Source organism: Listeria farberi (assembly GCF_014229245.1).
Lineage (GTDB): Bacteria > Bacillota > Bacilli > Lactobacillales > Listeriaceae > Listeria > Listeria farberi.
The window spans coordinates 1-21,584 of record NZ_JAARZJ010000021.1 but is presented as its reverse complement, the minus strand read 5'-3'; the positions used below and the strand labels follow the sequence as shown (position 1 = coordinate 21,584).

General features: G+C 36.6%; 15 protein-coding genes. 11 read left to right on the top strand and 4 right to left on the bottom strand.

Annotated elements, in window-relative coordinates; translation table 11 throughout:
* The first annotated feature begins 206 nt into the window (after positions 1-206).
* From HCB45_RS14045 to HCB45_RS14030, 4 genes are all read left to right on the top strand, one after another.
* Positions 207-2,837: a cation-translocating P-type ATPase gene (locus HCB45_RS14045; protein WP_185620305.1), complete on the top strand. Its 2,631-nt coding sequence runs from the start codon at positions 207-209 to the stop codon at positions 2,835-2,837.
* Between the two features lie 14 nt (positions 2,838-2,851).
* Complete coding sequence (locus HCB45_RS14040) at positions 2,852-3,700, top strand: hypothetical protein (RefSeq protein ID WP_185318264.1); 849 nt, start codon at positions 2,852-2,854, stop codon at positions 3,698-3,700.
* Between the two features lie 111 nt (positions 3,701-3,811).
* On the top strand, positions 3,812-4,369 hold the full coding sequence (locus HCB45_RS14035; protein ID WP_185620304.1) for a GNAT family N-acetyltransferase: 558 nt from the start codon (positions 3,812-3,814) through the stop codon (positions 4,367-4,369).
* 16 nt (positions 4,370-4,385) lie between these two features.
* Positions 4,386-5,048 carry an EGFR-like transmembrane domain-containing protein gene (locus tag HCB45_RS14030; protein ID WP_185620303.1) on the top strand — a complete coding sequence of 221 codons (663 nt, stop codon included), beginning with the start codon at positions 4,386-4,388 and terminating at the stop codon, positions 5,046-5,048.
* Between the two features lie 16 nt (positions 5,049-5,064).
* Here the strand turns inward: HCB45_RS14030 and HCB45_RS14025 are convergent, their stop codons facing one another.
* Positions 5,065-5,454: a MerR family transcriptional regulator gene (locus HCB45_RS14025; RefSeq protein WP_185620302.1), complete on the bottom strand. Its 390-nt coding sequence runs from the start codon at positions 5,452-5,454 to the stop codon at positions 5,065-5,067.
* A gap of 120 nt (positions 5,455-5,574) precedes the next feature.
* On the opposite strand from HCB45_RS14025, the gene HCB45_RS14020 reads away from it, so the two are divergent.
* The 5 genes from HCB45_RS14020 to HCB45_RS14000 all read left to right on the top strand — a co-directional run bounded on the left by HCB45_RS14020 (position 5,575) and on the right by HCB45_RS14000 (position 12,559).
* A complete protein-coding gene (locus HCB45_RS14020) occupies positions 5,575-6,399 on the top strand; it encodes an aldo/keto reductase (RefSeq protein WP_185318268.1) in 825 nt (274 codons plus the stop codon).
* 185 nt (positions 6,400-6,584) lie between these two features.
* Positions 6,585-8,354: a SpaA isopeptide-forming pilin-related protein gene (locus tag HCB45_RS14015; RefSeq protein ID WP_185620301.1), complete on the top strand. Its 1,770-nt coding sequence runs from the start codon at positions 6,585-6,587 to the stop codon at positions 8,352-8,354.
* Positions 8,355-8,437: 83 nt separating this feature from the next.
* The gene (locus HCB45_RS14010) at positions 8,438-9,406 is read left to right on the top strand and encodes a winged helix DNA-binding domain-containing protein (protein ID WP_185620300.1); all 969 of its coding nucleotides are present in this window, start codon (positions 8,438-8,440) and stop codon (positions 9,404-9,406) included.
* Positions 9,407-9,447: 41 nt separating this feature from the next.
* Positions 9,448-10,728: a hydroxymethylglutaryl-CoA reductase, degradative gene (locus tag HCB45_RS14005; protein WP_185620299.1), complete on the top strand. Its 1,281-nt coding sequence runs from the start codon at positions 9,448-9,450 to the stop codon at positions 10,726-10,728.
* Between the two features lie 196 nt (positions 10,729-10,924).
* On the top strand, positions 10,925-12,559 hold the full coding sequence (locus tag HCB45_RS14000; protein WP_185607617.1) for a Na/Pi cotransporter family protein: 1,635 nt from the start codon (positions 10,925-10,927) through the stop codon (positions 12,557-12,559).
* 218 nt (positions 12,560-12,777) lie between these two features.
* On the opposite strand, the gene HCB45_RS13995 is transcribed toward HCB45_RS14000, so the two are convergent.
* A complete protein-coding gene (locus HCB45_RS13995) occupies positions 12,778-13,200 on the bottom strand; it encodes an Imm51 family immunity protein (protein ID WP_003766035.1) in 423 nt (140 codons plus the stop codon).
* Positions 13,201-13,600: 400 nt separating this feature from the next.
* On the opposite strand from HCB45_RS13995, the gene nifJ reads away from it, so the two are divergent.
* Positions 13,601-17,248, top strand: a complete 3,648-nt coding sequence (nifJ, locus tag HCB45_RS13990; RefSeq protein ID WP_185620298.1) for a pyruvate:ferredoxin (flavodoxin) oxidoreductase — start codon at positions 13,601-13,603, stop codon at positions 17,246-17,248.
* Between the two features lie 250 nt (positions 17,249-17,498).
* Here nifJ and HCB45_RS13985 read toward each other — a convergent pair whose 3' ends face one another.
* Positions 17,499-19,460, bottom strand: a complete 1,962-nt coding sequence (locus HCB45_RS13985) for a fructose-1,6-bisphosphatase (protein ID WP_185318274.1) — start codon at positions 19,458-19,460, stop codon at positions 17,499-17,501.
* 111 nt (positions 19,461-19,571) lie between these two features.
* Positions 19,572-20,483 carry an AEC family transporter gene (locus HCB45_RS13980; RefSeq protein ID WP_185318275.1) on the bottom strand — a complete coding sequence of 304 codons (912 nt, stop codon included), beginning with the start codon at positions 20,481-20,483 and terminating at the stop codon, positions 19,572-19,574.
* 646 nt (positions 20,484-21,129) lie between these two features.
* On the opposite strand from HCB45_RS13980, the gene HCB45_RS13975 reads away from it, so the two are divergent.
* Positions 21,130-21,414 (top strand): transposase, encoded by a 285-nt coding sequence (locus HCB45_RS13975; RefSeq protein WP_185318276.1) that lies wholly within the window; start codon positions 21,130-21,132, stop codon positions 21,412-21,414.
* The last annotated feature ends 170 nt before the right edge of the window (positions 21,415-21,584 follow it).

Here is a 21,584-nt window from a genome sequence, read left to right as displayed (position 1 = left end):
TTTGAGATTAATAGTTTAAGTATAAGCTTAATCTGCTAGTAAGCTACATTTTTAACAAGAAAAAATAGTGAATAAAAACAAATTACTTGTAAATAAATGTGATATATTATACACTTAGTATGAGAAATAGAACATATTAAATATTTTTTTGCAATAAAATAAAGTAAGTACTTGCTTTTAGTAGTAGGTGCGTAGGAGGTAGATGTATGCTTTGGGTAAAAGAGTCAATTGAGCAACTTCTCAGCAAACTACACACGAATTTAGACACAGGATTAACGAAAGAACAAGTGAAACAAAAGCATGGAGAATTTGGGACGAACGAATTTGAAGAGGGCAAGAAAGAATCACTACTTCAAAAAATCGGTCATCATTTGATTGAGATTACGACGATTGTCTTACTTTTTGCAGCAGCAATTTCTGCGTATTTAGCAATTACAACTGGATATGGTTGGGCGAAAGTTGTGGTTATTTTAGGAATTGTAGTTTTAAATATGGTGTTAGGAATTTATCAAGAAAACAGCGCCGAAAAAGCACTCGCGGCACTTCAAAGTATGAATGCACATTTAACGACGGTTGTTCGTGATGGTGTGCGGATGCAGGTAGATGCAACCGAATTAGTGCCAGGTGATATTATTGAAATCATAGCGGGAGATATGATTCCAGCTGACGCGCGGATTATTTCAAGCAGCAGTTTACAAGTCGAGGAATCTGCGCTAACCGGCGAGAGTGTCCCTGTTGAAAAGGATGCAAATGCGGTTATTTCTGAAAAAGCACCCATTGGCGACCGGTTGAATATGCTTTACTCAGGTTGTCTTGTAACGAATGGTCGTGCTACAGCGGTTGTCGTAGAAATTGGTATGGAAACAGAGATGGGGAAAATTGCTGGACTTCTAAACAGCACCTCAAAACTGATGACGCCTTTACAACTTCGCTTAAAAGAACTAGCTAAACGACTTAGTATTGTAGCGCTTTTAGCGGGTATTTTAATTTTTATTATTGATGTATATGTGTATGGTGAAACGATTATTGAAACATTAATGATTGCGATTTCTCTTGCTGTAGCAGCGGTTCCTGAGACATTGCCGGTTATTGTAACCTTAACACTTGCTTACGGGGTTCAAAATATGGTGCGGAAAAATACGATTATCCGCCGAATTCCTGCAGTAGAAACAATCGGAAATACGTCTGTAATTTGTTCTGATAAAACAGGAACATTAACACAAAATAAAATGATTATCCAACAAATTTGGGCAGCAGACCATACGCCAATAAAAGCGACTAATGAGTTTGATACAGCAGAACAAAAAGTATTAGAGATGCTCAGTCTTTCTAGTAACGCAACTATTGATATGACAGATGGCGAGGAGACTATCATTGGCGATCCAACTGAAAGTGCGATTATTCGTCTACTAGAAGAAAAAGGAACAACGAAAAAAGCATTAGAAGCTAAATATCCACGTGTATTCGAACTTCCTTTTGATTCAGATAGAAAGCTCATGACAACGATTCATCAAGTAGAAGACGGATTTCTATCCATTACAAAAGGTGCTTTTGACCGCATTCCGGTAAATTTTTCAGCGGAGTTTTTAAAAGAGGCAGAGCAAGTGCATGACAGTTTTGCAGAAGAGGCATTACGGGTGTTAGTTGTTGCTTATAAAAAATATTCGGAAATGCCGACTGACTTGTCTAGTAAGGTGCTGGAGACTGACTTAACGTTTGCGGGAATGGTTGGAATGATTGATCCACCAAGACCAGAAAGTAAATCAGCTGTGTTAGCGGCTAAAAAAGCGGGTATTAAGACTGTAATGATAACTGGTGACCATATTGTAACGGCATCAGCAATTGCAAAAGAAATTGGGATTTTAACAGATGGAGACAAAGCCATTACTGGTGCAGAGCTTGCGGACATGTCAGAGGAAGACTTGGAGCAAAACATTAGAAATTACGCGGTATACGCTCGTGTTAGTCCAGAAGATAAGATTCGGATTGTCAAAGCTTGCCAGAAAAATGGGGAAATCGTCACAATGACAGGTGACGGCGTAAATGATGCGCCAGCTCTAAAAGCAGCAGATGTCGGCGCTGCAATGGGTATCACTGGAACAGATGTATCTAAAAATGCTGCAGATATGGTTATAACTGACGATAATTTTGCAACGATTGTAGATGCTGTCAAAGAAGGTCGTACAGCCTATGAGAATATCCGCAAAACGATTTACTTTTTACTAAGTACAAACTTTTCACAAATTTTCATTATGTTAATTGCGATTATTCTTGGCTGGGGCGCGCCGGTTGTAGCTGTTCAGTTGCTACTAATCAACGTCGTATCTGACGGGATTCCAGGTTTTTTCCTTAGTCGTGAAAAAGCAGATGATTCGATTATGGAGCGTAAGCCAATACCGAAAAACGCTGGGATTTTTGCGAATGGACTTGGAAAGAAAATGGCGACACAAGCAGTTGTTTTCACAATTGTGACACTTGCTGGATTTTATATTGGACAGTTTGTAACGATTAATCATTCAATTGGTGCAAGTTATGAAGTTGGAATGACAATGGCGTTTGTTATTCTAGCATGGTCATCTGTTGCGCATATTTTCAATGTAAGAAGTGATAAATCAATTTTCACTATCGGATTTTTATCTAACCGTGGCTTGTTCTTTAGCGCGATTTGTTCGATGTTGATTATTTTAGGACTTGCGATCATCCCACCACTTGCGAATATGTTCTTCTTAGTAGAAATGAGCTTAACGCACTGGATTCTCGCATTCATCCTATCGATGTTCCCACTTTTATTTGTAGAAATTCAAAAGCTTATTCAGCGCAAAAGAGCTAAAGCTTAAAGGAGGGCAATTAAATGAATAAAACTCAACAATTAGTAGCAGCTTCGTTAGAACGTAACTTTGGTAAAGATATCGGTGCGCGTTATGAAGGAAATGAAGAAGCGAAGTTGCTTGCCGAAGAAGTTATTGAGGAGATTGCTATCGTTATCGCCCCACTCGTGGAAAAATTAGGAATGGAAAGTAAAACGGTGAAAAAGACGATTCCATTTTTATATGAACTTCAAAAAAATCAATTTTGTGATATGAGCGCTTATCCGTATCCGCTTCTTCTCGTTAATGGAACGAGCACTGAAACAGAAAAATATTGGCGTGATTTACCAACTTACTGGACAGATGATGCAAATAAAATTGTGCTTCCGTATGTTTTGGAACATATTAAAAATAATAAAGTACGTCAAAAACTACTAGCTTTTCATGCTTGGCTTTTAGGTAAAATAGTAGAAATGAACGAAGAGCTTGAAGCGGATTTTCGCGTAAAATTAGTCTTCGAGTCAGATATGCGTATTCGTTTGCGGGTGTATGAAGTGGAACAAATTGCCATCGAAGTACATTTTTTAGACAATCATGATACCGAACAACAACATTTAGGCTATGATGTGAGTTTGGATGCAGAATTAACCGAGAAAGCAAGACTACTACTACGTCAAGGTATTTTGACTGAAAATCTAGGTTTGGAAGCGCTGAAAGCATACATGAAATCAGTTTTACCAATAGCGCACAGCTTGAAAAATTTGGAACAGTTAACGGAAGAAGAGACGAAGAAACTGACTAAACTATTAACGCAAGAAGAGCCTAAAATCATGGAAGATACAGATTTAACAAGTAAAGCACTCGACTTCTTACAAAAAGTAGCACAGCAATAAGAATAAAATGCTATTTAGAGGAAATGGATCCTAAATAGCATTTTATTTTTGCAAGTGAGATGGAAACAATAGTAAAATGATACAATGAAATTAGAAAAGAGGATGTAAAAATTGATTCGACAAGCCAAAAAATCAGACGCGCCAAAAATTGCGCCACTTTTACTCGTAATATGGAAAGATATGGAGTTACCAATTTTAGAAGTAGAAACGGAAGATGCGATTTCAAATGCACTAATCGAAGCGATTCAAACAGACGATTACCGTTATAGCTATAGACACCTTCATGTATTTGAAAAAGATGGAGATATTGCTGGAGTTTTAGCTGGCTATCCCGGGAAAATGGAACCAGAAATCGACCATGCTTGGAATCAGATTGCGAAAAAACATGGAATTACTTACGATGCACCAATTTTTGTGGATAAAGAAACATTTCCAGGTGAATGGTATTTAGATTCAATTGTAACAAATGAAAAATACCGCGGTCACGGCGTTGGAACAGCATTACTAGCTAAATTAACAGAAATTGCTGCAAACGATGGTGAAAAAGTAGTCGGTTTAAATTGCGATAAAGGAAATCCACATGCGAAACGCCTCTATGAACGGTTAGGATTTCATGTAACTGGTGAAATTAAACTGAGCGGTCACGAGTATGAGCACATGCAAAAATAAGAAATGAGGCAAACTAATGAAAAAAATTGTTTTCGCGTTACTACTTAGTTTGATATTAATTCTTGCAGGGTGTGCCGATGTGACCAATACGGTAAAGGTAGACAAAACAGGGGAGGCAACAGTTTCCTTTGACATCGATATTTCATCTGTAGCAGGAATTTTCGCATCAAGTTATTCAAATCAAGTGGAAACTAAACTAAAAGAAGCTGGCTTTACTGTAGATAAGAAATCAAATACAAGTTATCATATCGAAAAGAAATTAGCGAAGAACGAAACGAAGCAAAGCGATATGAACCCAGAAGATTTTGGTGTGAAAATTACTAATACGAAAAGTTTCTTCACACAAAAAATTAAAGTGGATGCTGATATTGATATCGAGAAAATTTGGCAAAAAGAAGTAGCTAATGTTCCTTTTCCTAAAGAAATATTAAGTCAGGTCGATTATACTTTTATTTTAGATTTACCAGTGTCTTCAATTGGTGATAATAATGCTAAGAGCGTCGATGGCGGAAAGCTAACTTGGGACGTTCCACTTGATCAAAAATCCGAAATGTATTTTGAAGTTACTGTACCAAACGTAAAAAATATTGCGATAGTTGGTGGAATTCTTCTTGTAGCGATTATTGGTTTATTGATTTATTTTATTAGAAAACGTCACAAAAAGAAAAGAATCCACTAAAAAAGTGTGAATCAGCCTAGCTAAGCTGATTCACACTTTTTTTTACTTCTTTTTCTAATTCTTCGTAGCAAGCTAGTTTTTTCTCGATTTTTTTGAATGCTCGGTCCAGTTCGGCTTGCCGGCGATACATATCTTGTTGATGTTCTTTAAGTACAGCAATTCGTTCTGATACCGTTTTGTCACCACATTTAGTTAATTCGACGATTTCTTTTTGTTTCGCAAGTGGCATTCCAGTGACACGTAAACATGTTAGTAATTCAAGCCAGTGCAGGGCATCATTATCGAAAATCCGGTTATTATTTTTATCGCGAGCTAAAAAGGGAATTAATCCTTCGCGTTCATAGTAGCGAATCGTATGGGCGCTTAAACCTGTGTGCTCGGATGCTTCTTTGATTGTTTGTTGCACTAAAATCACCTCTTTTTTTCTTAATAATAGCACCTTGAAAATCGAAAAGCCAAATGTTTGCCTTTGAGTATACTCTAAGGTGTATAGTAAACGTGTTAATACTTTTAGGAGGCGGATAAATTGAACTTAAAAGATACAGTAAAACTTGCAAATGGTGTAGAAATGCCCCGTTTAGGATTTGGCGTATGGAAAGTGCAAGACGGCGACGAAGCAGTAAATTCTGTTAAATGGGCAATCGAAGCTGGTTACATTAGCATTGATACAGCTGCTGCTTACAAAAATGAAGAAGGCGTTGGTCAAGCAATTAAAGAGTCTGGCGTTAAAAGAGAAGACTTATTCGTAACTACCAAACTTTGGAACGCTGAGCAAGGTTATGAATCCACTCTCGCTGCGTTTGATGAAAGCCTACGTAAATTAGAACTTGATTATGTGGACTTATATTTAATTCATTGGCCGGTTGAAGGTAAATTCAAAGACACTTGGCGCGCTTTTGAAAAATTATATAATGATAAACGCGTTCGTGCAATTGGTGTATGTAACTTCCATGAACATCATTTAAAAGAATTAATGGAAGACGCAGAAATTGCTCCAATGGTGAATCAAATTGAATTACACCCACAATTAACGCAAGAACCTTTACGTAAATTCTGTGCGGATAACAATATTGTTGTTGAAGCTTGGTCCCCACTTGGTAACGGCAAACTTCTTACTAACCCAGAAATTAAAGCCATTGCAGATGCACACGGTAAATCAGTTGCGCAAGTTATTCTTCGCTGGGACTTACAAATTGGGGTAGTCACTATTCCAAAATCAGTTCACCAAGAACGTATTATCCAAAATGCCGATATTTTCGACTTTGAATTAAGTGATGAAGAAGTTGCAAAAATCAGTGGATTGAACAAAGATGAAAGAACTGGTCCAGATCCAGATAATTTTAATTTCTAAAAAAAGTAGCTGCTAAATTATTTAGCAGCTACTTTTGTGCTGTTAAGATTTAGTGGAGAAACTTCCGCATTATTTAGTTTATTGTGACGAATCAATGTAGTTTGTCTTAAAAGTATTCTCATACCAAGGTTTTTGGTGTATTCTTGCCTATGATAAAGACTTAAATTTTCTAGGGGGAATACAACATGAAGTTAAAAAGAGGTTTAAAATTAATAACTATTTTAACACTGATTTTTACAATGGTAGTTCCATTTTTTCAAAGTGGAACAAAAGCACGGGCTGCTGAATTAAATAATGTAATTGATTCGGTAACTGTAACGCATAACGATGGAACATCAACTGGAAACTATGATTTTTATGAAGAATTCACCTCCACTTTTAAATGGTCTGCAAAGACAAATAATCTTAAAAGTGGCGATACTTTTACCGTAAAATTAGGCAAAACCATTTACGTCGCTGATAGTATTACTTTTCCATTAAAGACGGAAGATGATCAAGTGGCTGGTGAAGTTGTAGTGGATGCAGCACACAATATAATGACCGTTACATTTAATAGCTATGTGGAAGGTAGAGCTAATGTAAAAGGAACTATCCAACTACAAGATTATTTTAACTTAGAAACAATTAAAGAAGAAACGGTTGTTCCACTTACTTATACTTTTAATGGGGAATCAACAACAATTAATGTAAATGTGAATCCGACGCCTGTCGTTAACCCAGAAGAAATTCTTATTAAAGGTGGGACAATTTCACAAGATGAAACAAATATTATTAATTGGAATGCACGAATAAATTTTGCGAATAAAGCAATTAATAATGCGGTAATAGTTGACACGCTAGGGCCTGGCCAAGAATTTGTACCAAATAGCGTTGTGTTAACGAAACAAGCATTTAATGAGTACGGGGCTTTGGTACCGCCATCTTCTGTCGTACCAAGTTCGGACTATACAGTAACATTTGATAGTCCAACAAAAATGAAGATTTCGCTTGGTGATATTAATCAAAGTTACCGGCTTACATACCAAACGAAAATTACAGATAGCTCTTTGCAACAGTATCGGAATACGATTGCAATATCTGGTGATAATATTGAAACAAAAAGCTTGGATGTAGTAAGTGATTCAACTAGCGGAAGTGGAACAGCAGATGGAGATTACGGCTCTTTTGAACTAACAAAAGTAGATAAAAATGATCATAATGTTACGTTAGAAGGAGCAGAATTCACATTAGTTTCAGATACTACAGGAACCTCCTATCAGCTGACTACTAATATTTCTGGTAAAGCGAATTTAGATAATCTTCCATTAGGAGACTATACTTTAACAGAAACGAAAGCACCAGTTGGTTACAAGATTAGTAATTCACCAGTCAAAGTTACGATAAATAGTTCCATACTAACAAATTTTATGTTCGAAAATGAGAAAATGCCCCCAGCAAAAGGAACATTAGAGATAACGAAAGTAGATGGTCAAGATACCTCACTTCAATTAGCAGATGCAGAGTTTAAGTTAGTTGATATGGACGGAAATATTATTACCAGAATAGTAACGGATGCTAGTGGTAAAGCGAACTTAAGTAATCTTACACCTGGCGAATACCAATTGATTGAAACAAAAGCGCCAACCGGTTACAAGCTAGATGAAACCCCCATTTCTTTAACAATTAAAACTGATGAAGTTACAAAGATTACGGTAGAAAACACAAGAACGCCGTTAACACCATTAACACCACCAATTCCTGCGCCACCAACACCATTACCAAATACACCAATACCTATTCAACCCAATATAAAAACAGACATTGGGAAGAAAATTACTGTAAATGAAAGAAATGTCGAAAAAGCTAAAAATTTACCAAAAACAGGTGACACTCAAAAAACAGTGATGTTTGTATTATTAGGAACTATATTATTAATAGTTGCTTACCGTGTAATAAAAGTTAAAAAAGTAAACTAATGTAAAATCCCTTTCGTCTTTTCAAAGCGGAAGGGATTTTTGCTATGTTTTTGTGCTACAATAAACTAAAAAAAGAGGTTAATATGGAGCGGAAAACGATTATTCAAAACCGGTTTATAAACCAAAAATTAGCTGAAACCACATGGCTTGAATCCCCTGAAGAAGTAGTATTTCATTTTGGGGCCATGCAATCCCAAAGTTATGGTCAATCACTTTGGGCAGTTGGAAGTAGATTAATTACTCCAAACGAGCAAACTGTAAAAAAAGCAATTGATGAAGGTGAAATTATCCGAACGTGGCTTTTGCGAGGAACAATTCATCTTTTTTCGGCACGTGATTATCACTGGTTGATGGACTTAATTGCCCCTAGAATAGATAAAATTTGTAAGCCATATCGGACTAAATTAGGTTTAACAGAAGATATTCTGAACAAGTCTACGGCTATTGTACAAACTCTGGTAGACGAGAATATTGTTACTAGAAAAGACTTAGCAGAGCACTTAGCTAAACATCAGTTACCAAGCACCGGCATTCCGTTTGCACAATTATTGGTCTATTTAAGCTCACGGAAAGTTATATGCTCTGGCGCAGACGAAACTTTTAGAGATACGAAGCACATACCAACCCCAGAGTACATTTATACACGAGAAGAAGCATTGAAAGAATTGGCAAAGCGCTACATACAAAGCCACGCACCAGCTACTTTAAAGGACTTTTGCTTTTGGTCTGGATTAACCGTTACCGATGCAAAAATAGCTTTAGAAGATTTCACTAAAGAAAGCGACTTATATTTGTCCAATACAATTGAAAAAAATAGTCCAGTACATACAGTTCCACTTGCAGGTTTTGATGAGTGGATTATTGGATACATGGACCGTTCCATTATTTTACCTAAAAAGTGGCAGGAATCAATCATAACAAAGAACGGGATCTTTAGACCGTCGATTATTTCAGATGGACAAGTTGTGGGGAAATGGGAAAAACCTAAGAATAAAGCAGAACTAAGTGGAGATTACTGGCATCGTTACATTCAGTTTCGGAATATGCTATAGTCAATTAAGTGCAGAAAATTTAATTTGAGGTGATTAGAGCAATGGAAGCTTTTGATAAATTTTATAAAAAAACAGTAGAGGAACGTCGCGCAGTTTTAGCTGAATATGCAAATTTAAATGAGGAAGAACAAGCATTTTTAGCTTCAACAGGAGCACTTTCACTTGATAAAGCAAACCACATGATAGAAAATACAATAGGTATCTATTCGCTTCCGCTCGGTCTAGGAATGAATATGCTTTTAAATGAAAAAAAATATGTTGTTCCAATGGCAATGGAAGAGCCTTCTGTTGTTGCTGCTCAAAGCTCGGGAGCAAAACTAATTGCGCAAAACGGTGGAATGAAAGGCACTGCAACTGACCGAAAAATGATTGGGCAAGTGGAGTTAATCAACGTACCAGATGTGCATGTTGCGAAAGAGAAAGTAATTGCTAGCCGAGAAAAGCTCATTGCAATTGCAAATGGTGCGCACCCATCTTTACAAAAAAGAGGTGGAGGAGCTGTAGATTTACAGGTGCGCACAGCCAAAACTGTGAGTGAAGAAACGTTATTTATTGTCCATTTACTCGTTGATACCAAAGAAGCAATGGGAGCTAACATGGTAAATACAATGGTAGAAACATTAGCGCCAGAATTAGAGATTTTAACGGATGGTACTGCAAATATGCGGATTTTATCTAATCTAGTAGATGAAGCAACCGCAACTGTTACTTGTCGACTTTCCCCTCTAAGCTTAGCCACGAAAACGCAAAGTGGCGAATGGGTACGTGACCGAATTATTGCCGCTTATGAATTTGCAGATGCTGACATTTACCGAGCAGCCACACACAACAAAGGAATCATGAATGGTATCGATGCAGTTATTATGGCTTTTGGAAATGATTGGCGTGCAGTAGAAGCCGCAAGTCATGCCTATGCTGCCCGTACAGGAAGCTATAAGCCGATGTCTAAGTGGTCAAAAGATCGACAAGGGTACTTAGTTGGTGAATTAACTTTACCAATGCCAGTAGCCTTTGTAGGAGGTTCTATCGGGATTCATCCGATTGCCAGCCTTTCGAAAAAGATTGCGCGCGTAGAATCAGCAAAAGAATTAGCTATGTTAGTATGTGCAGTTGGTTTAACGCAAAATTTAGCGGCTTTAAAAGCACTCGTTACGGAAGGCATCCAGCGGGGGCATATGTCGTTACAAGCAAAATCTCTGGCCATGACAGCAGGAGCAAATGCACATGAAATTGAACAAGTAGCTCAATTTTTACAAGAAAGCAAACAATTAAATGTAATGGCAGCGAAAGCGTATATTGCTACTTTACGATCTAAAAAATAAAAGTCTATGTAAATGACCTTTACAAAAACTTAACAATACATTCGGAACGCATTAAATCCTTTATTTTCAATGTGTTACACTCTTTTCCATAGAACTTCCTTTACAAAATGAAAAAAATCTATTTACCTCGCTTTTACTTTCTTTTATGATGAAAAAAGAGTGAAATTACAAGATTACAAACAAAAAGGAGATTTTCATGGGAGACATAAATATTCAGCAGATGATTTTTCAATTTGTCGGAGGACTTGGAATTTTTCTTTTCGGCATTAAATACATGGGAGACGGACTGCAAATGGCGGCCGGAGATAGACTCCGTGATATTTTAGATAAGTACACGACGAATCCTTTTATGGGTGTACTTGCCGGAATTTTAGTTACCGTATTAATTCAAAGTAGCTCAGGTACAACTGTTTTGACGGTCGGGTTAGTAAGTGCCGGTTTTATGACCTTAAAACAAGCAATTGGTGTTATCATGGGGGCAAACATTGGGACAACCGTGACTGCCTTTATTATTGGTATTAAGTTATCCGAGTATTCTTTACCAATAATTGCTGTAGGAGCAGTACTTTTATTCTTCTTTAAAAATCATAAAGTGAAAAATATTGGACAAGTATTCTTTGGATTTGGTGCGTTATTTTATGGACTGGATCTGATGGGTCAAGGGATGAAGCCTCTTGCTAGTATGGAAGCCTTTCATGAATTAACTGCTCAAATGAGTACGAATCCATTCTTAGGTTTGTTAATCGGAACAATCTTTACAGCGGTAGTACAGTCCTCAAGTGCGACTATCGGGATTTTACAAGAATTATATGGGCAAGGTGCGATAGATCTTCAAGCAGCTTTACCAGTTCTATTTGGAGACAATATTGGAACGACGATTACAGCTGTTCTTGCAGCGATTGGTGCGAGTGTTGCAGCAAAACGAGCAGCAGCGACTCATGTGATTTTTAACTTATTAGGCGCAATCATATTTATGCTGATTTTGCCACTTTTCACATCGCTTGTGACATATATGCAAGGCTTATTTGGACTAAATCCTGAGATGACCATTGCGGTCGCTCACGGAACGTTTAATGTGACAAATACATTCATTCAATTCTGGTTTATTGGTGCCTTTGCTTGGCTAGTAACAAAACTCATACCAGGAGACGATTCGCGCATTGATTATAAAGTGAAACATCTAGATACAAATTTAATCGATCAGTCGCCAGGTATTGCACTTGAAATGGCACGCGAGGAAACACTTCGCATGGCAGATTATGCTAAATTAGGCTTACAAGAGGCAAAAAATTATCTCGTTAACCAGGAGCCAAAATATGCCGAGTCAACTGTTCAAGTCGAAGAAGCAGTGAATAATTTAGACCGGAAAATTACCGAATACTTAACTAAAATTTCTTCGGTTGCTTTAACAAACAATGAAACAGAAGAACATGCGCTGATGCTTGATACCGTTCGTGATATTGAACGGGTTGGCGATCACATGGAGAACATCGTAGAAAATATCGACCAACTGATTAAAAACAAAGCGAAAATGTCCGAAGAAGCTTCCACACAGCTAATCGAAATGTTTGAACTGACAACATCTAATTTCGAACGTGCAGTAAAAGCAATGCACAAAAAAGATCGCGCACTCGCAGAAGAAACTATTTTAGTAGAAAAAGATATTGATAAAGCAGAGCGTCGATTACGTAAAAATCATATTCGTCGCTTAAACGAAGGCAAATGCCAAGTCGTTAGCGGAATTTTATATATTGATATCGTCAGTGATTTAGAACGAATTGGTGACCACGCGAACAACATTGCTGAATCTGTTTTAGAATTAAACGAATAAAAGAAACTATCTTGGTTGATGAGTTCTCATGAGAATAAATTTATTGAAAGTGGCATCAATTAAGTGAGTAATTTAAAAAAAGAATTCAAGATGTTTTTATGAGTGATCACTCCCGTTTTTTACAAGCAAAAAACAAGCAAAATTTATCTTTTTCAAGATGTTTTGCTTGTTTTTTTCGGGAATTTTGATTATTTAAGTATTAATTATGTTCTTATTTATTAAGATAATAAAGTTCTAATAGCTTTCGAAATGATACTTAATAATTTTTTATAATCTTCCAGACTATCCAAAACATAAATTCCACAAGTATCAGATTCGCTGTCAGTTCCAACTTTGGAAGAAAAATCGGAGTAATTCTTCTGAATGAATTCAGAAAAATAGTCTTCCCAACCATATCCATTAACTTCATATCCATTATTTTCTAATATGTTATTAAGTTCTTTCATGTCTTCCGATTCATCATTAAAAGGATCGAGTGCACATTCGTAATTAGTTCCTCGTGTAGTCTCAATTATATTTAAATCAAATGCACTAAAAATAGTTGCCTCTTCGTAAAACCATTCCCCAGTTTCTGATACAATATTTTTGTAGTTGTCGGGTATTATTATATTTTCAAGATGTAATTCCAAATACTTATTCATTCGTAGCCACTCCCATACAATAACTAAATTGATACCACTTAAATAACCTAAATTATAAGTGGAAATGAATCGTAAGCTAAATATATCATAGTCACTTGATGGAATCAATGGTACTTCGAGTTTTTGCGGTCAGTGTTCGCATGTAGATAAGCTAAAAATTTTTCTTTCAAACATGGTTCCAATTTTAATTTTATATCATTATTCAGTTGACTTGCAAAATGTAGATGGAAGCTTAATAAACCTGAAAGCACGTTTCTATATGTGCAACAGTTAAGAAAGCTTTCTTTTTTTGTTAAAAATCTACACTTTTTCTAGTCCTTGTGAAGCATTGAGTATAAGCGAATTGTGGTGTAGAATAAGAATGATTATAAAACTAGAATGACTGGAAGTGTTAAGTCTCATGCGAAATAGAAAAACGATGGATGGAAACACCGCCGCAGCTTATATTTCTTATGCATTTACTGAAGTTGCAGCAATCTATCCGATTACCCCTTCCTCCACCATGGCGGAACTTGTGGATGAATGGTCTTCAAAAAACAAGAAAAATTTATTCAATGAACCCGTAAAAGTAGTAGAAATGCAATCAGAAGCAGGCGCAGCAGGAACTGTTCATGGCTCACTTCAAGCAGGAGCCTTAACTAGCACATATACAGCGAGTCAAGGTTTACTTTTAATGATTCCGAATATGTACAAAATTGCCGGCGAACTATTACCAACTGTTTTCCATGTTTCTGCAAGAACGATTTCGGCAGCCTCGCTGAATATTTTTGGCGATCATAGTGATGTGATGGCAGCACGCCAAACTGGATTTGCAATGCTCGCAGAAGGTTCCGTGCAAGAAGTAATGGACTTATCTGCTGTTGCCCATCTAGCATCGTTAAAAGGGAGTTTACCATTTTTAAACTTTTTTGACGGATTCCGGACGAGCCATGAATTACAAAAAGTTGAAGTGCTCGAATATAACGAATTAGAAAATTTACTTGATAAAGAGGCTTTACAACAATTCAGAAATCGCGCAATGACACCAAATAATCCTAAAACACTAGGCTCCAACCAAAATCCAGATATCTTTTTCCAACAAAGGGAAACAGTGAATCGTTATTACGAGGAAATTCCTAGTATCGTTCAAAATTACATGCAAGAAATTAATCAGCTTCGTGGCACAGACTATGACTTAGTAAATTATTACGGAGCAGAAGATGCAACAGACGTAATTGTGGCGATGGGTTCTGTAACACCTGTCATCGAGCAAGTCATTGATTACTTAACAATCCAAGGCAAAAAAGTAGGCTTACTAAATATTCGTTTATATCGTCCTTTCCCAGCAGAAAACTTTTTAGCGAAACTGCCGAAAACAGTAGAACGTGTAGCTGTGTTAGATCGGACGAAAGAACCCGGCTCAGGCGGCGAACCACTTTTACTTGATGTACAAAGTGTGCTTTATGATAGTGAGACTCGTCCGCTAGTTATTGGCGGTAGATACGGCTTAGGTTCAAAAGATGTTACACCAGACCAGATTCTTGGTGTTTATTCGCACCTAATGACCGAAAAACCAAAATCACGCTTTACAATTGGGATTACAGACGATATTACTAACCTTTCTATTGAAAATACTGGACCAAGTGATCTGACTTCAGCCAAAACATTCCAATGCAAATTCTGGGGCTTTGGCTCGGACGGTACAGTTGGCGCAAATAAAGCTGCGATTAAAATCATTGGAGATAATACCGATTTATATGCGCAAGGCTATTTCTCGTATGATTCCAAAAAATCCGGCGGGTTGACCGTTTCACATTTGCGTTTTGGTGAAAATCGGATTCGTTCTGCCTATTTAATCCAACAAGCTGATTTTGTTTCCTGCTCCACCTCTGCCTATTTACGTTCCTATGATTTATTAAAAGGCTTAAAACCAGGCGGAACTTTCTTACTCAATACGATTTGGGAAGGCGAGCAGTTAGAACGTCATTTACCAGCCGTAATGCGCGAATATATTGCGAAAAATAATATTCAATTCTACACATTAAATGCGATGAGAATTGCTGGAGAAGCAGGGCTTGGAAGACGAATCAACACAGTTATGCAAACGGCCTTTTTCCGCGTGACCAATATTTTACCGTTTGAAAAAGCACTGGCTGGCTTAAAAGAATCGGCTATTGCGACTTATGGAAAAAAAGATATGACAGTTGCAGAGAAAAATATTCTGGCAATGGACCAAACAGTTGCTAATTTGCATAAAGTCAATGTTCCTGAAAGCTGGGCACACCGAGAATTAACAGTGGAAACAAATGCCACCACCGAAAAACCTGCGTATATTAAAAATATTCTTGAGCCAGTAAATCGCTTAGAAGGTGATAACTTGACCGTGGGTGACTTGATTTCTAATGGCATGGTCAGTGGCGCTTATCCTCCAGGAACTGCAGCTTATGAAAAACGTGGCATAGCGCTTGAAGTTCCCGAATGGATTTCGGAAAATTGCACAATGTGTAATGAATGCGCCTTTGTTTGCCCCCATGCAGCGATTCGTCCAATTTTAACAGATGAAGAAGAAATGGAATCTGCACCGGAAGGCTTTATGACACGTGAAATGCGCGGCAAAGATGGTCTTCGTTACCGTATTCAAGTTTCCCCGATGGATTGCACTGGTTGCAACTTATGTGCGGAAACTTGTCCAGCGAAAGACAAAGCGCTCGTAATGAAACCATTTGAAGAAGTTGCTGCCAAAGAAAATCCGAATTGGTCGTTTGCAATTAATGTCAAACCGAAGAAAAATCCTGGTAAGAAAAATACCGTTCCGGGTAGTCAATTTGAACAACCGTTACTTGAGTTCTCTGGAGCTTGTGCTGGCTGTGGTGAAACCCCTTATGTTAAATTATTAACGCAAATGTTTGGTGACCGGATGATGATAGCGAATGCGACTGGCTGTTCCTCGATTTGGGGCGCATCTGCACCGGCAACTCCCTATACCGTTAATGATAAAGGACATGGTCCAGCATGGGGAAATTCACTTTTAGAAGATAACGCGGAATATGGTTATGGTATGTATTTGGCGAACCAAACCATGCGAAAAGCTTTAAACAATAAAGTGACGAAAGCGCTTAGAGAAGAAGCTATGTCAGAAGTTTTACGCGAGAACCTAGTTGACTGGCAAACGCACATAGATGTTTCAGAAGATACGCGCGAACGAGCAGAAGCCTTACAACTTGCGCTTCTTAGTGAGATGGAAGGGAATCCTTCACTAGAATCTATTTATAATGACCGTGAGTTATTTATTAAACGTTCACAGTGGATGCTTGGTGGCGATGGATGGGCTTATGATATTGGCTTCGGCGGAATTGATCATGTTTTAGCATCGGGTGAAGATGTGAATATTTTCGTAATGGATAATGAAGTATATTCAAATACTGGCGGACAATCATCGAAAGCCACACCAACAGCAGCTATTGCCAAATTTGCTTCTGGTGGAAAATCTGTTGGTAAAAAAGACCTTGGTATTATGGCGATGAGTTACGGGAATATCTATGTAGCACAAATTGCGATGGGGGCGAACAAACGTCAAACCTTAAAAGCGATTGAAGAAGCGGAAGTATATCCAGGTCCATCTCTAATTATTGCTTATACTCCGTGCATTAATCACGGTATTTCAAGCGGTATGAAAACCATGTTAAGCGAAACTCAAAAAGCAGTTGAATGCGGCTACTGGAGCTTATATCGTTATAATCCCGCTTTAGAAGAAAAAGGAAAAAATCCCATGACAATGGATTATAAAAAAGTCGATTTCGATCAATTTGAAGATTTCCTGAAACGCGAAACACGATACTCGGCGCTCTATAAAGCAAATCCGGAAGTGGCTACAAAACTATCTGAGAAAACCCGCTTAGATGCAGAAAAACGCTTTAAACGCTATGCAACAATGGCTGGGCTTGATCTAGAGAAAATATGGAAGAAAAAAGAAGTAGCCGAAGAAGTGTCGTCTTCTGTTGATGATGAACGAGCAGTAAGAAAAGCGGCACGTGAAGCAAGAAGATTGGCGCGCGAACAAGGTAAATAAAAAAGAAGGTCCAGACAATGCTGGACCTTCTTTTTTTGCTTTTGATCTGTGGGAATCAAAAAGCGAAGTGGGAATGAATAGATATTCTTTAAGGAACTGTATAAAGAAATAACTACTATTTTAATATAACTTTTTTTATTAAAACATGCACTAGGAAAATTAGGTCATAAATATACATTTCACGATATGTTGTTGCAGTTAAGCCAATTACTGACTTGTGAAAGTTTTATGACAATTACTTTTTAGGATATTAGCGCCCTTCATTGAATAGCCCATTACGATAAGCGCCAAGTAATAGTTTTAAGTCTTCTGCTTGCTCATTAAGTTTTTCACCAATATCAGTGTCCCTCACACGCTTTCGATTAATTTCCATCTCGATAACTTGGCGTGTTGATAGAATATCAGTTTCGTTTGCAATCGCATCTTCTTTACTTGTAAAAGGTTGGTGACTAACTAGTTGAAGACCATAACTATTGAAAAGTAGAGTATAACCAGCCAAATTAGTCTTTTTATGATACGCTTTTGCAAAACCTCCATCAATTACAAGCATTTTTCCATTTGCTTTAATAGGGCTTTCCCCTTTGCCTTCTTTTACAGGTGTATGGCCATTAATAATATGTCCACAATCGCCATCAAGCCCAAACTCTTCCAAAATTTGCTGACAAATTATCTCGTTATTACGCAAATTATAATAAGGGTTTTTTTCTTCAATATGTGTTTTCTTATCAGCAACAAAATAACGCTCAAAAGTGGTCATTTCACTTTTCCCAAATAGAGAAGAAACGGCACCAGTCCATAAATACCAAACGATATCACAAGCATATTTCTTTTCTTCTGTTCCTGGTTGTCGTACATAAGCTTCCCGCGTAAGTATTTCAAATTGCTCTAAAAGCTCCCGCCCTGCGTATTTGTTTCCTCGCAGAGTCATCTCCATAAAAGTTCCGTCCTCATGAAGCGGTATACAACCGTGATAAAGCAAGTTTCCATTATAAGTTAAAAACATACTACCTTTTGCATATAAAAATTGCACATGCTTTTGTAATCGATGACAATTTTTGAATGAAGCCGTAATTTTTTCAATAAGTTCTTTTTCTGCTTCTGTAAGTTTGTAGGGATGTTCTGGATCAATCGTTGGAAAATAAGTATCTAGTAATTTATAGTCTTTTCCTTTTAAATGAATAGTTCCATTTTTGTAATCAATAAAATTAAGAAGAAGGCGATGATTCATATTAAACTCTTTGCGCCGGTTGATAATTTCGCCTTCTAGTTTAAATTGGATAATGGCGATAGCTTTATGCATCCGAGCAATCTGGGTGATTTCTGCTTTTTTGTAATCAATATTATCTTCATTTTTGGGTTGGAAATAAGTACAAGGATCATTTTTATAAACTTCATCTGCGAACAGAGCGAGGGAGCGAAGTGAAATACCATAGCTATCTTCTAGAATATCTAAATTTAAGTAACGTGCAGAGATTCGAATAACATTAGCAGCACAAACACGAGAACCACTAGCAGCACCCATCCATAAAATATCATGATTACCCCACTGGAAATCAAGTGAATGATAATTCATAAGGGTATCCATAATTTTGTCAGGATAAGGACCACGATCATAGACATCCCCAACAATATGCAAATGATCGACTACTAATTGCTGAATAAGATGTGATAAGGCACTAATAAACTCTTCGGCACGTCCAAGTGAAATGATATGTTGTAAAATTTCTTCATAATACATTTTTTTATCATCTTCATTATAATTTTCGTGAAGTAGCTCTTCTAATATGTATGCAAAATCTTCTGGCATTGCTTTTCTAACTTTAGAACGGGTGTATTTAGAAGCAACATATTGGCAAAGTTCAATTAAGCGAAAAAGTGTTATGCGATACCAGTCTTGCATGTTTTCCGTTTCTTCTGCAATCAAATCCATTTTTTCTTCTGGATAATAAATTAGCGTACTAAGAGAATTAATTTCGGCATCATCTAACTCTGTTCCGAAAATATCACGGATTTTTCGCTTAACAACTCCAGAGCCATTACGCAAAACTTGTTCAAAAGCACTATATTCACCATGAACATCACTTAAAAAATGCTCTGTTCCTTTTGGAAGGTTCATAATTGCTTCTAGATTAATAATTTCTGTAGCAGTCTTAGCGATAGTAGGGTATTCTTTTGCTAATAATTGTAAATATTTCATATCAATTTTTCCCACTAGATGTTGCCTCCTTATTTTAATTGGTATAGTAATTATATTTCTTAAAATAAAGCAAGGCAAACGTTTTGTTTTTATATTGGTCTATACAAAAAATGGCCTAAACCTGAATTAGAAAATTGGATGGAGAAAATAGAGCACAATTGGTAAAGTAATAATACTTAAAACAGTACTGATAAAAGTGGCACTAGAAACCAAATCTGGTTTCGTATCGAATTGAACTGCCATCAAAGTTGTATTGGCTGCAGTTGGCATTGCCGCTAGCAAAATCATAATTTGTTTAGTCATTTCGTCAACTGGAAGAATTAATGTTAAACAAAAAGCAATAATGGGTGCAATGAGTAATTTCAGTACTAAGGCAATTCCAACTTTCGCAAGTTCAATTCTTCTAAACGAAATAACAGCAAGTTGCATCCCAAGAACAATCATAATCGTTGGAATAGCTGCATCACCAACCAGTTTCACACAAGTCATTAATGCAGAGGGTAACGAAACATGAAGTAATTGAAGAAGAAGGCCAAGCAAAGCCCCGTAAGCAATAGGCATTCGCACAACCCGTTTTATGACGGTTTTCATTCCGTTTGAATCCTTGCTTCCTTTTGCCGCAAAATAAATACCAATCGTACTCATGGCAAGTTGTTGTAAAACCATTAAAACAACTGCAATATCAAGTCCTACCGCACCAAAAACTAGCAGGACTACAGGTGTTCCGTAGTTACCATTATTCATAAAAGCGCTAGCCAAAATAAGTGCGCAACGATCTTGCAAATTATAACTTAGCAAAAAGCTAATAAAGCTAACCAGCAAAATTAAACTCAAGCACAGCACAAAAATGTAAATCGCCAAATAAACGTAATCCATGGACAAAGGATTAGTATAAAAAGTATTAAATGCAAGGAACGGTGACATCAGATAAAGTGTCAGTTTAGATAAATTTGGAATATCAAATTTTAAGGTTTTCTGCCCAATAAAACCAATAGCAAAAATTCCAAAAACCGGAAGTAAAATAAGTAAAAACTCCATAGTAACACCCTTTTTTATGTATTTTGTAAATTATTGTACCATAAAATGGGTTATCATTAGCCCATTTCCATCTTATCGTTATTAGTATAAGAATCTAAAATCCTAACTATTTTGCTATCTTAAAAGGATAATGATCATGCAAGTGTATTTAGATAACCCATGTATGGATATTTTGTGTTTTTATTGTTTGAAATAAGCAATATTTTGTCACAAAATAGCCATTTTTCAAGAAAAAACACTGTTAAAAAGTATCTTTCGGAGTAGCGAATCTGTCGAGTTGTCGTATATAATTTAAATATCAAATCAGGAGTATAGATATACCATCAAAAGAGACATATCTATCAACATCTATATTTACTAAAAATATAAGGAAGTGAGCTAGGGAAAAGATAATATCAAAGAACTAATTAACCTCTAGGACCAAAAGAAATCTTATTATTTAAACTACGCAAAATTGAAACAAAAAGAATTATAGAATTGTAAAAGAAACACGGGATATTAAAAAATAAATATTGTATCTTGAAATTGTCGAAATAGTTTATCTGCTAGAAACTCAAACAGCAGGGAACTTTAAAATCAAATGTTATATAAACAGTTATCTGAGCCAATACTATACTATGAAAAATGCACTAGAAAGGAACTGTTCATGCCGAAAAAATTATATAATGAAAAATTTAAAAGAAGCCTAGTATATTTATATCACCAAGGAATACCCAAACTAACGTTATGTGAGGATTTTGGTGTCTCCATAGCATCTCTTGCACGATGGATTAAATTTTATAACATGGAAAGTATTGACTTAAATGAAGCTACGAACATTCTACAAATGTATGAATTAAAGAAACAAAAAGCTATATTAGAAGCGGAAGTTTCTGCTTTGTCAGAAGCTATCATGATTTTTAATATGGAAACGAGTAGTGTCGAAAATTAAGTTAAATCCACTCATATATTATTATGGGTGGATTTTTTATGATGGAATAATCATACATTTCATTTTTAGAGTAAAAGCAACAAACTGCTAAGTATTCTTAAAAAAAATGTAGAAATTTACTTTTTTCAATTGGTCTTGAAGTCACTTGGAAAATATAAACACTATACTTG